Source organism: Mesorhizobium sp. M4A.F.Ca.ET.020.02.1.1 (assembly GCF_004022645.1).
In the GTDB taxonomy this organism is placed as follows: domain Bacteria; phylum Pseudomonadota; class Alphaproteobacteria; order Rhizobiales; family Rhizobiaceae; genus Mesorhizobium.
In genome coordinates this window covers 1-10726 of the sequence record NZ_RZOI01000132.1, presented here as the reverse complement: position 1 = coordinate 10726, position 10726 = coordinate 1, and the positions used below count along the sequence as shown (strand labels likewise).

General features: G+C 64.7%; 11 protein-coding genes and 1 pseudogene. 5 read left to right on the top strand and 7 right to left on the bottom strand.

Going from position 1 to position 10726, the window contains the following annotated elements; translation table 11 throughout:
• The 3 genes from EN742_RS11565 to EN742_RS11555 form a co-directional block, all read right to left on the bottom strand.
• Positions 1 to 687 (bottom strand): substrate-binding domain-containing protein (locus tag EN742_RS11565; RefSeq protein WP_128332827.1); only part of this gene is annotated, 687 nt, incomplete at its 3' end.
• A gap of 116 nt (positions 688 to 803) precedes the next feature.
• Complete coding sequence (locus tag EN742_RS11560; protein WP_127406972.1) at positions 804 to 1712, bottom strand: sugar phosphate isomerase/epimerase; 909 nt, start codon at positions 1710 to 1712, stop codon at positions 804 to 806.
• Positions 1712 to 2737 (bottom strand): Gfo/Idh/MocA family oxidoreductase, encoded by a 1026-nt coding sequence (locus EN742_RS11555; RefSeq protein WP_127406973.1) that lies wholly within the window; start codon positions 2735 to 2737, stop codon positions 1712 to 1714. The genes EN742_RS11560 and EN742_RS11555 overlap by 1 nt, the downstream gene beginning before the upstream one ends.
• A gap of 196 nt (positions 2738 to 2933) precedes the next feature.
• Between EN742_RS11555 and EN742_RS11550 the strand changes: the two genes are divergently transcribed.
• The gene (locus EN742_RS11550) at positions 2934 to 3959 is read left to right on the top strand and encodes a LacI family DNA-binding transcriptional regulator (protein ID WP_128332826.1); all 1026 of its coding nucleotides are present in this window, start codon (positions 2934 to 2936) and stop codon (positions 3957 to 3959) included.
• A gap of 30 nt (positions 3960 to 3989) precedes the next feature.
• Here EN742_RS11550 and EN742_RS11545 read toward each other — a convergent pair whose 3' ends face one another.
• Positions 3990 to 4304 carry a hypothetical protein gene (locus EN742_RS11545; RefSeq protein WP_126053927.1) on the bottom strand — a complete coding sequence of 105 codons (315 nt, stop codon included), beginning with the start codon at positions 4302 to 4304 and terminating at the stop codon, positions 3990 to 3992.
• A gap of 208 nt (positions 4305 to 4512) precedes the next feature.
• Between EN742_RS11545 and EN742_RS11540 the strand changes: the two genes are divergently transcribed.
• Positions 4513 to 5979 carry an esterase-like activity of phytase family protein gene (locus EN742_RS11540; protein WP_128332825.1) on the top strand — a complete coding sequence of 489 codons (1467 nt, stop codon included), beginning with the start codon at positions 4513 to 4515 and terminating at the stop codon, positions 5977 to 5979.
• Between the two features lie 59 nt (positions 5980 to 6038).
• Here EN742_RS11540 and EN742_RS11535 read toward each other — a convergent pair whose 3' ends face one another.
• Together EN742_RS11535 and EN742_RS11530 are read right to left on the bottom strand one after the other, a co-directional pair.
• Entirely contained in the window at positions 6039 to 6830 is a 792-nt protein-coding gene (locus tag EN742_RS11535) for a L,D-transpeptidase (RefSeq protein WP_128332824.1), read from the bottom strand.
• 231 nt (positions 6831 to 7061) lie between these two features.
• Positions 7062 to 7976 (bottom strand): LysR family transcriptional regulator, encoded by a 915-nt coding sequence (locus EN742_RS11530; protein ID WP_128332823.1) that lies wholly within the window; start codon positions 7974 to 7976, stop codon positions 7062 to 7064.
• Between the two features lie 104 nt (positions 7977 to 8080).
• Here EN742_RS11530 and EN742_RS11525 point away from each other — a divergent pair, with 104 nt between their 5' ends.
• The 3 genes from EN742_RS11525 to EN742_RS11515 all read left to right on the top strand — a co-directional run bounded on the left by EN742_RS11525 (position 8081) and on the right by EN742_RS11515 (position 10504).
• Entirely contained in the window at positions 8081 to 8629 is a 549-nt protein-coding gene (locus tag EN742_RS11525; RefSeq protein WP_127406538.1) for a hypothetical protein, read from the top strand.
• Positions 8626 to 8874 carry an Atu4866 domain-containing protein gene (locus EN742_RS11520; RefSeq protein ID WP_126053922.1) on the top strand — a complete coding sequence of 83 codons (249 nt, stop codon included), beginning with the start codon at positions 8626 to 8628 and terminating at the stop codon, positions 8872 to 8874. The genes EN742_RS11525 and EN742_RS11520 overlap by 4 nt, the downstream gene beginning before the upstream one ends.
• Before the next feature lie 157 nt (positions 8875 to 9031).
• Positions 9032 to 10504, top strand: a complete 1473-nt coding sequence (locus EN742_RS11515) for an MATE family efflux transporter (RefSeq protein ID WP_127406536.1) — start codon at positions 9032 to 9034, stop codon at positions 10502 to 10504.
• 3 nt (positions 10505 to 10507) lie between these two features.
• Here EN742_RS11515 and EN742_RS11510 read toward each other — a convergent pair.
• Positions 10508 to 10726 (bottom strand): annotated as a pseudogene (locus tag EN742_RS11510) (MFS transporter); the annotation flags it as partial.

Sequence of the window (10726 nt, the reverse complement as noted above, 5' to 3'; positions counted from 1 at the left end):
GTTGAGCAGTGCCGCAGTGATCACCGGAATGGCGAGGTTGGGGTCCGACGCCCATTCGCCGCTCGGCGGCGAGGACAGCTGGATGACCTCGACGCCGGCCTCCTTCAGGGCCGCGACCGTGCCGCGCTCGCGCGCGCCGCGGCTCTCGTTTTCGAACGGGCCGATCATGATCGCCTTGTCGCCGGCCTTGAGCCCGGCCAGCTTGAACGCCTCGGCGCCGAGCGCGCGGCCCTGCTGCTCCTGCTGCGCGCCGACATAGCCGCCGCCGAACGCCGCCACCACCTTCGGCACCGGCACGTTCTGGTACATCATCTTGATGCCGTCCTTGTGCGCCTGCTCGGCCAGCGGCATGATAGCGGCGTCGCCCGGATGGCCCATCATAGCAATGCCCTGGGGCTTGACCGCAACCGCCTCGCGCAATTGCTGCACCATCTTCTCGACGTCCCACTGGGAGAAGATGTAGTCGACCTTGGGGCCGAGATCGGCCGCCGCCTGCTTGGCGCCATTATAGACGATGGTACCGAAGGCGTCGCCCTCTGCCCCGCCGACGAAGAAGCGGATGTGGACGTCCTTGCACCATTGGGCGTCGAGCGCCTGCGCCGGCAAGGTGGAAATGGCGGCGGCAAGCGCCGTGGCGGCGGCCACAACAGTCGTGCGCAGTAGTGTCGTTCTCAATGCGATGCTCATGCACGTTCCTCCCTTTGTTTCCTCGCCAAGCGAGGGTTTTCGACATTCGTTTCGGCAGTGCGCCGCAAAACTGGCCGGCCGGCTCCTCCCGCCGGCCACTCACGTCAAATTTGGCCTCACATCGGATTTGGCAGGTAGCTGGCACCTCCCCTGCATTGCTTGAGATAATCCAGCGCGCGCACTTGCCCGGTGATCTCCAGGTCGTCGCGATAGACAGGGTCGTGCCAACCCTCGATGTCGATGGCGCCCTTGTAGCCGGCCAGCCGCAATTCGCTGATCACCCGCGTCCAGTCGCTGTCGCCGAAGCCCGGCGTGCGCATCTGCACGAAGGGCAGCCGGCCGAACACGCCGTGCTCGCGGATGACGTCCCAGCGCACGGTGGCGTCCTTGCCGTGGACATGGAAGATGCGCGGCGCCCATTTGCGGATCTGCGGCATCGGGTCGATCAGGTAGACGAGCTGATGGCAGGGTTCCCATTCGAGGCCGAGATTGTCATCCGGCAATTCATTGAACATCAGCTCCCATGCGTCGGGATTGTGGGCGATGTTCCAGTCGCCGGCAGCCCAGTTGCCGTCCATGGCGCAATTCTCGAAGGCGATGCGCACGCCCTTGTCCGCGGCGCGCTTCGCCAGCGGCCCCCAGACCTCGCGGAAGCGCGGCAGGCTATCGGTCAGCGGCTTGCCGCGGATGCGGCCGGTGAAGCCGCTGACCGTGGAAGCGCCGAACAGATGCGCATGGTCGATGACCGTCTCCCAGGCCGCGAGCACGCCGCGATCGACCTCGCCGCTCTCCAGCGGATTGCCGAACACGCCGATCGACGAGATGGTGACGTCGGCATCGCCGATCGCCTCGCGGATCTGGCCGGCGAGCCGCGGCAGGTCCTTGCCGCCAAGCGTCTGCCAGAAGAACGGCTGGATGCTCTCGAAGCCGAGCGGCAGGATCTGTTTGATATAGGCGGCCGGGTCGTCGAGATTGGCCCGAACCATGGTGCCGATCCTGATATCGAGGAGCGGGTTTGGCGTCATTATGCTTCCTGTCCGATGGCCACGCGATGCCCGGTCTCGGCGCTTTCGATCGCGCCGAAGACCATGGCCAGGCTGTTGATGTTGTCGGTGCCGCGCGTTTCCGGCTCGGTGCCGGTCTCGACCGCATGCATGAAATCCCTGATGATGCCGAGATGACCATCGACGCGGTCGGATGCGTCGAGTGGCGGCACCTCGATTGGCTGGATTTTGTCGAACAGACCGTCGCGGCCCGGAATCACAGCCTCCGCCTTCAGCCCATCAAAGCCGTCCCAGAGCAGGCTGCCGCGCTCGGCGACGATGCGCCAGCTCCCTTCCCAGCTGGTCCGGAAGCCATCGGCGCACCAGCTGCCCGCATAGGTGAAGACCTTGCCGCCGCCGAAATCGAAGACGGCGCTGGCCGACGATCCCTGCCGGTACCAGGAACTGGCCGGCTCCCACTCCTGGCAGTAGACGCTGGCCGGCTTGCCGGCGGCCATGTAGCGGGCGGCATCGAAGGTGTGGATCGCCATGTCGAGCAGCAGCACATGCGCCATCTCCTCGCGAAAGCCGCCGAAATGCGGTGCGACGAAGAAATCGGCATGGATGCTGGTCGGCTTGCCGATGGCGCCGGAGTCGAGAAAGCGACGGATGCGCCGGACATTGGCGACATAGCGGCGGTTCTGCACGACGGCATGGACGCGCCCCGCCCGGCGCGCGGCCTCGATGATGGCGCGCGCATTTTCCGGACTGTCGGCGAGCGGCTTTTCGGTCAGCAGATGGCAGTTGTGGGCAAAGGCCGAAAGCGCGACGTCACGGCGGGCGGCGGGAACGACGACGTCGAACACTGCGTCAGGCTTGGTCTCATCAAGGACAGCGTCGAGATTGGTGCCGATGACGGCGGCGGAAAGCGCGTATTCGGTTGCCCTCGCCTTCGCCCGCTCGGCGTCGAGATCGACAAGGCCGACAATGGCAAGCCCGTCGATCTGCCTCGCGGCATCGAGCCACTGCCTGCTCATCGCTCCGCAGCCGGCCAGGACGACCTTCATCCAGCGCTCCTCCTCCGCTCGGCGCCTCCAGGCCGATCGTCACGGCGTCCACGGCATCACCGTAAACGTTTTTCCGTAAACGTTTACGAGAACACACCCGATAGCGTAGAATGTCAATCGGCTGTTTTGCGAAAATCATCCCAAAGCCTTGGCCTGAGCGGCAGCCGGTGCTAGCCAAGGCAGGGGAGAACCGTCCTTGGCGTCCAGCATCCACGACCTTGCGCGTCACCTGAACATTTCGATCGGCACCGTGTCGCGCGCGCTGAACGGCCGCGCCGACGTCAATGCCGACACGCGCCAGCGCGTGCTGGATGCGGCCAAGAAGCTGAACTACGCCCCCAACCAGTCCGGCCGCAGCTTGCGGCAAGGCGCCACCCGTTCGATCGCCTTCATGCTGCAGCCGCATCCGGGCGACCAGCAATATGGCGAACCGTTCTTCATCCCGCTGCTGATCGGGCTGCAGGGCAGGCTCGCCGAAAGCGGGCTGGACCTTACCGTGGTGATGGGCGCGCCCGGCGACTACCAGCAGGAGCGCTTGCGCCGCGTGGTCGAGACACGCCGCGCCGACGCGGTAGTGCTGGCCTGGACACGGCGCGAGGACGAGCGCATCGATTATCTGGCCGAGAGAGGCTTTCCCTTCGCCACGCTCGGCCGCAGCCGTTCGGGTGGCAAGTCATACCCTTCGCTGGACCTCGATTTCGAGAAGGCCGGCAGCGACGCCGTCGACAGGTGGGTGGCGCGCGGCCACCGCCGCATCGCCGCCATTCGCCCTGCCCTCAACCTCAATTTCGGCTACCTGTTCCTCGACGGCTACCGCAAAGCCTTGAAGCGGCATGGCATCGAGGTCGATCCTGCCCTGATCGCCGACGGCTTCATCAACGAGGCCGGCGGCTATCAGGTGACGCCGCGTGTGATGCTGGCAAAAGACCGGCCCACCGCCATCATCTTCAACAACGACGCCATGGCGCTCGGCGGCTGCAAGGCGCTCGCCGAAATGGGCATCCGACCCGGCCATGACATCGCGGTGATCGTCATCGTCGACACCCCGCTCTGCCGCTATTTTTCCCCGGCGCTGACCGCCTTCCGCCCGGCGCTTGAACCGATGGGCCGGCGGCTGGCCGAGATGCTGCTCGCATCGCTTCCTGCCTTCGCCGGCCCGGAAGGGGCGCGGATCATGCGCGAGGTCTGGCCGCTGGAGCTGATCGCGAGAGAAAGCGACTGAAAGCATTGCCGAAGGCTGGCCGGGCAGGCCTCAATCCACCTTCTTCTCGCCCTTCTCGCCAGCCTTGACGATGTCGCCAGTGGTGAACAGGATCTCCTTCAGCTCCGCCCGCCAGTCTTCCTTCTGACGCAGCAGGAATTCGAGATTCATGCCGAAATGTTTGAATTCCTCACCTTGCGCATTCTTCATGATGGCGCGCGCCTGCGCGTCCTTTTCCACCGACATGCGCTGTTCGTACCAACTGATCGCCTCCGCCTCCTCGATCAGCGATGTGATCATGCGGGCAAAGGTCCGCACCTTCTGCGTCAATTCCTCCGCCGGCTCGTGATACTGATCGAAACCCATTTGTCCTCCTGAGCCCATGGCTCGACCGACCATCGCGGCGATGCCTGGGCTCGCCTGCAACGGTTCCGATTGGAAAATGGTTCCGGGCACGCGCCGGCGCGGCATGTCACGCAAGTATCATGTTGGAGTCCTAGACCGCTTGCGGAAGGTGCTGGCGGCATGTCGATGCGACACCCGCTCAGGCATGCTCTGTCACAAGGGGATATCGATGAAACATCTCAGCCGGACTGCCGCACTTGGCGCGACACTTGCCCTGTTCACCACCCTGACGCCCGCGCTCGCCGATGGCGTCGCCTATGTCAACAAGGGCCTGGTCGGCGTCGGCCGTATCCCCGCCAGCCAGAAGGACAAGTTCGGCGAGACCTTCGGCTCCGGTTCCGGCATGGCGATCGACGTCAAGGGCTGGGCGCGTGACGGAAACGCCTACAAGGGTTCACTGTGGCTGCTGCCGGATCGCGGCTACAACGTCGTCGGCACCACCGATTACCGCGCCCGCCTCAACACCATTTCGATCGAGCTTGCCCCGACTGCTCCCGGCGCGGCGCCCGCCGCCGGCCAGGAACAGTCGGGTGTCAAGGCGACGCTCGCCGACACCTTGCTATTGACCGACGACAAGGGCGCTGAGGCGACCGGCCTCGACCCGCTGAACGGCGTCCGCCCGGCAGCCGGCGACATGCCGATCCTGCCGCAGGCCGACAATGGCAAGCTCTCGCTGGACGACGAGGCGATCGTGCGGCTGCCCGACGGCACCATGTTCATCTCCGACGAATACGGCCCGAACATCTATCGTTTCTCGGCCGAAGGCCGCCTGATGTCGGCCACCCAGCCGCCGGCCGCCCTGGTGCCGATGCGCCACGGCAAGCCGAACTTCGCCTCCGACAATCCGGGCCCGGGTGCCGCCGAGCCCGACCCGAAGGATCCCGAGACCGGCCGCCAGAACAACCAGGGCCTGGAAGGCATGTCGCTGACGCCGGACGGCAAGTTCCTGATCGCCGTGCTGCAGTCGGCGCCGCGTCAGGATGGCGGTGATTCCGGTTCGACGCGCCAGAACACCAGGGCGCTGGTCTACGACGCTTCCGACCTCGCCCATCTCAAGCTGGCGCATGAATATGTCGTGCCGCTGCCGGTGTTTAAGGACGCCAAGGACAAGACCAAGGTGGCGGCCCAGAGCGAGATCGTCGCGCTCTCCAACACAAGCTTCCTGATGCTGACGCGCGACAGCGGCAACGGCCAGGGCGTGAAGGGCGAAGAGTCGCTCTACCGCAAGATCAACATCGTCGACCTGTCCGGCGCGACCGACATCGCCGGCGGCCCGTTCGACGCCGCCGACAAACCGGTGGCGCCGAAGGGCGTGCTCGATCCGTCGGTGAGCCCGGCCAAGCTCACGCCGTTCATCGACATCAACGACAAGGCCCAGCTTGGCCGCTTCGGCCTGCACAATGGCAAGCCGAACGACAAGGACAATCTCTCTGAGAAATGGGAGGCGATGTCGCTGGTCAGCGTGCTCGATCCGAAGCTGCCCGACGACTACTTCTTGTTCGTCGCTAACGACAACGATTTCCTGACCCAGGACGGCTTCCAGGTCGGCGCGCCCTACAAGGCCGAGGACGGCGCCGATGTCGACACCATGTTCCTGGTCTACCAGGTGACGCTGCCGAACCTCGCCACGAACTAGCTGCAGACAGAAAGGCGGACGCGCCGGGCGCGTCCGCCTTCAGGCCATTTGCCGATGATCTACTTCAAGATCTCCGCGTCCCTCGGCACGCCGGCATCGATCGGCTCGGCCGTCCTGTTCGACACGGCCGTGAGCTTGCCGGCGGGCGACAGGTTCGGGCGCACGTAGACCTGCGCGACGCCGTTAACACGACTGTAGAGGTCGATGATGTCCTGGTTCATGAAGCGCACGCAGCCGGACGAAGCATTCTTGCCGATGGAATCCCACTCCGGCGTGCCGTGCAGCCGGTACATCGTGTCCTTGCCGTCGCGGAAGAGATAGAGCGCCCGAGCGCCGAGCGGGCTCTGCGGACCGGGCGGCATGCCGTCCTTGTATTTCGCCAGTTCCGGCCGGCGCTGGATCATTTCCGGCGGCGGCGTCCAGACCGGCCACTTCTTTCGCGCCTGAACCACGGCGCTGCCGGTCCATCCGAAACCGGCCTTGCCGAGGCTGACGCCATAGCGGATGGCCTCGCCGCCGTCGCGCACCAGATAGAGGAAATGCTCGGAGGTGTCGACGACGATCGTGCCGGGTTTTTCGCCGGTCGGGTCGGGCACGATCTGGCGCACGAACTTCGGATCGAGCTTGGCCGCCGGGATTGCCGGCAGCTGATAGCCCTCGTCGACGCGTGCCGCATACATGCTCTCGGCAGCGCCGAAAGCCGAATCGCTTGGCGGCGGCGGCGCTGCCGCCGGTGGCGCCACGTCGGTGGTGGTGCAGGCCGAAAGAGCCACGGAGGCGGCTCCCAGAGCGGACGCACCGAGAAACGCGCGCCGGTTCAGGCGCTCAGGAAACAGCACAGTATCGGACATGATCCCCCCGGCTATCGATAAGATCTATTAAGGAGTGCGGCCCCACGCACCCGGGATCAATAGCCCATTCCGCACGCTTTGAGAACATGACTGGATAAACGCACGCCAGGGCTTGATGCCGAAAGTGTGAAGCGATTTTCGCGCCAGGCGGAATTTTCCGGCGTCGCATCGATCTCCACAAGCCGGCAAGAACAAGGTGGTTCGCCGGTGCTCGCGGCGATAGACGGTCGGTCAGCGCGATCGACCGCGACGTCCACCTGGGTTGCCGGCATTGATGTGATCGACCAGGGCCCGCAGCTTCGGAGCCATATTCCTTCTGTTTGGGAAATACAGAAAAAAGCCCGGGAATGAGGGCAGATATTGCTCAAGCAAGGAGACGAGCGCGCCGCTCTCGACATAGGGGCGGAAAGTCTCCTCGGTAGCGAAGGTGATACCAGCCCCAGCCAGAGCGCTGCGCAGCATGAGGCGCAAATCATTGGTGGTGATCTGCGGCTCAACCGCGACATTGAAGGAAGTGCCGTTCTCTTCGAATTCCCATCGATAAGGCGCGTTTTCCGGCGAGCGGCGCCAACCAATGCAGCGGCGGCGGACCAGATCGCGGGGATGTTCCGGCATGCCATTCGCCACCAGATATTCGGGAGAAGCGACGACAGCCTCCCTCACTTGCCCACCGACAGGCACGGCGATCATGTCCTGCTCTATGACCTCGCCCAACCGAACCCCGGCATCGAACCCGGCGGCAACGATGTCGAATTCCTCATCCGTTACGGTGACATCGACAATCACGTGCGGATGCGCTTCGGCAAAGGTCGTCAACAAAGGACCGGACAAAAACGGCTCGGCAATCGAGGTGACCGCGATCCTCAGCCTCCCCCTTGGGGATTGGTCACCATCGACACCCTCAAGCGCCTGCACAATATCGGACATGGGCCGACAGAGCGCATCATAAAGCCGCTGTCCCGCCTCGGTCAGGCGCACGGCCCTGGTGGTGCGCGTGACGAGCATCGCACCGAGATCGTCTTCAAACCGTCGTATTCCCTGGCTGACGGCAGAGCGGGTGACCCCTAGACGATCAGCGGCGGCGCGAAAATTGTCCTCCTCGGCCACGGCAAGAAAGAGGGGGAGAAGATTATAGTCCAGTCGCATTGTCAAACATTACTAACCAGCCAGTCGAGCATTCGACAGATACACGCAACATCAATTCTCGTCCAACCTTTTGGTGCCATTCGACAACCAGAAGGAAGATCGACATGAAAGCACTACTTCTAGCAGCCTGTTTGCTGGCCCTGGCCGAGCCAGTCGCGGCCCAACCCTGTCCGCTGGACGGAGGCAACGCCCCGCTTGCCCTTCACAAATCGTGGATCATGGAGGGGTGGGAACGCAATGAAGGCGACCCGACCTTCGTCTTCGCCGAGAAGATGAGCCGCTACTATGATGTGAAGGCACCCCGGGGCGTCTTCTACGACAATTTCGCACCCGGCCCGACACAGCTTTTCGACAACGCCGCTGTCTACGGAGCGAACTGGGAGAACCTCCAGAATGGCGCACGCTCCGTTCGCCACGCGCTCACCGGCGGTGATGATCAGATTGCGGGAGGCGATGTCGCCTCCACGACAATCGGTTTTGTCGGGCAGATCAGCCGCCTCGACGGAGAGGTCGTCGCATTCGACGGGCGCTCGCAGCTCGGTTGGGTCTGCATCGACGGCGCGTGGAAGATCCGTCAGGAGCTGAATTACGCGCGGGTGGTCAAACCGCAGGATATTGCACACTTCTATCGGCAGCAGGCGGAAGGCAAATGAGCATGTCCGATGCCACCCATCCCTACGTCGGCATGTGGGTTACGGCAGATGGCCATATCCGGCATCAACTCCTGCCAACCGGCCGCTATCTCGAGGCGCGCGGCAATCGCGAGCGCGCCTACGAGGGACGTTACGAGATAAATGCGAGCCACATCTACTATTGGGACGACACGGGGTTCACCGCCGACGGCGAGTTCGTTGACGGCATCCTGCACCATGCCGGCATGATCCTCTATCGGCAATAGACGGTGGAGGGGGACCAGGCGTGAATTTCGCGCCCGGCCTTTCCGATACGGCTCACGCAGCCGGCGGGCAGCGTGGCCATCGATCTGGCGGAAATGGATGTATGCGAAACAGGCCTGCGATAGGATCGCGGGCCTGATTCATTTTCGGTGCCCCACCATGGACGAGAAGACACCTGCCCGCCGGCGCACCGGCGACCTCACCAGCGGCCCGATCCCGCGCACGCTGCTGCTGTTCGCCTTGCCGGTGCTCGGCTCCAACGTGCTGCAGTCGCTCAACGGCTCGATCAATGCCGTATGGGTCGGCCGCTTCCTCGGCGAGGCGGCGCTGACCGCGACTTCCAACGCCAATCTGGTGCTGTTCCTGATCCTCGGCACGGTGTTCGGCATCGGCATGGCCGCCACCATCCTGGTCGCGCAGTCGGTCGGCGCCCGCGACCTGCCGGAGGCGCGGCGCATCGTCGGCACCAGCGCCACCTTCTTCTTCCTCGTCTCGGTGGTGTTCGCCGTCTACGGCTGGATCTGGGTCGACGCCATCCTCAACACGCTGGGCACGCCGGCCGACGCGCTGCCGCTGGCACGCTCCTACCTGCGCATCATCTTCGTCGCCGTGCCGATGATGAACCTGTTGTCCTTCGTCATGACGGTGCTGCGCGGTGCCGGCGATTCGCGCACGCCGTTCGTCTTCATGGCGCTGGCGGTCGTCCTCGACATCGTGCTCAACCCGCTGCTGATCCGCGGCCTCGGGCCGTTCCCGGAGCTCGGCATCGCCGGATCCGCCACCGCCACGCTGATCGGCCAGACGGTGAGCGTGATCGCCATCCTGATCGTGCTCTATGCCCGCAAGCATCCGCTGAGGCTCGCCGGCGCCAACCTCGCCCTGCTGCGGCCCGATCCGGCGCTGCTCAGGATCGTCGTCTTCAAGGGCGTGCCGATGGGCCTGCAGATGATCGTGATTTCCGCCGCGGCGCTGACGGTCATGGGCATCGTCAATTCCTACGGTTCTCAGGTCGCCGCCGCCTACGGCATCGCCGCGCAGCTCTGGACCTATATCCAGATGCCGGCGCTCGCCATCGGCGCCGCCGTCTCCTCGATGGCGGCGCAGAATGTCGGCGCCGGGCGCTGGGATCGCATCGGCAAGGTCGCGGCTTCGGGCGTCGGCTTCAACCTGGTGCTGACCGGCGCGCTGGTCTTCCTGCTGTTTTTCTTCGACCGTTCGATCCTCAGCCTGTTCCTCAGCACCGACAGCGCGGCCATAGACATCGCCGCCCACATCAACAATGTCGCGTCCTGGTCGTTCATCCTGTTCGGCGTCACCATCGTGCTGTTCGCCACAGTGCGCGCAACCGGCGCGGTGATGCCGCCGCTGATCATCCTGGTGATCTCGGTGCTGATCGTGCGCACCGGCTTTGCCTATTTCTTCCGGAGCGTGATCGGCGAGGAGGCGCTCTGGTGGAGCTTTCCGGCCGGCTCGATCACTTCACTGGCGCTGGCCGCCGCCTACTACCGTTTCGGCGGCTGGCGCACCCTGCACATGATCGAGGGCAGGCCGGCCGCCGGCGAACCGCCGGACACTGGTCTCGGCGTGCCGCGCCAGCGCGCGAACATGGCGCCCGAGACGCCGGACGGCTGAACCCTAGCGCGCGTATTTCGCGCCGAACCCCAGCGCCACCAGCGCAAAGACCGTGATCATCCCGGCAAAGGCCAGGCTTGCTGCCGTCGCGCTCGTCCAGTTCGACAGGATGCCGATGCCGATGACCGGCAGCGCGTTGCCGCAGAAGCAGCAGATGAAGAAGGCCGACACAACTTCGGCGCGCCGGTCGTCCGGCGCGATCTGGTTCACCACCTGCAGGCC

Bases quoted from the DNA above. Each gene is read 5' to 3' on its own strand.
- EN742_RS11560 (WP_127406972.1), bottom strand. From the start codon at position 1,712: ATGACGCCAAACCCGCTCCTCGATATCAGGATCGGCACCATGGTTCGG.
- EN742_RS11555 (WP_127406973.1), bottom strand. From the start codon at position 2,737: ATGAAGGTCGTCCTGGCCGGCTGCGGAGCGATGAGCAGGCAGTGGCTC.
- EN742_RS11545 (WP_126053927.1), bottom strand. From the start codon at position 4,304: ATGGGTTTCGATCAGTATCACGAGCCGGCGGAGGAATTGACGCAGAAG.
- EN742_RS11540 (WP_128332825.1), top strand. From the start codon at position 4,513: ATGAAACATCTCAGCCGGACTGCCGCACTTGGCGCGACACTTGCCCTG.
- EN742_RS11535 (WP_128332824.1), bottom strand. From the start codon at position 6,830: ATGTCCGATACTGTGCTGTTTCCTGAGCGCCTGAACCGGCGCGCGTTT.
- EN742_RS11530 (WP_128332823.1), bottom strand. From the start codon at position 7,976: ATGCGACTGGACTATAATCTTCTCCCCCTCTTTCTTGCCGTGGCCGAG.
- EN742_RS11525 (WP_127406538.1), top strand. From the start codon at position 8,081: ATGAAAGCACTACTTCTAGCAGCCTGTTTGCTGGCCCTGGCCGAGCCA.
- EN742_RS11520 (WP_126053922.1), top strand. From the start codon at position 8,626: ATGAGCATGTCCGATGCCACCCATCCCTACGTCGGCATGTGGGTTACG.
- EN742_RS11515 (WP_127406536.1), top strand. From the start codon at position 9,032: ATGGACGAGAAGACACCTGCCCGCCGGCGCACCGGCGACCTCACCAGC.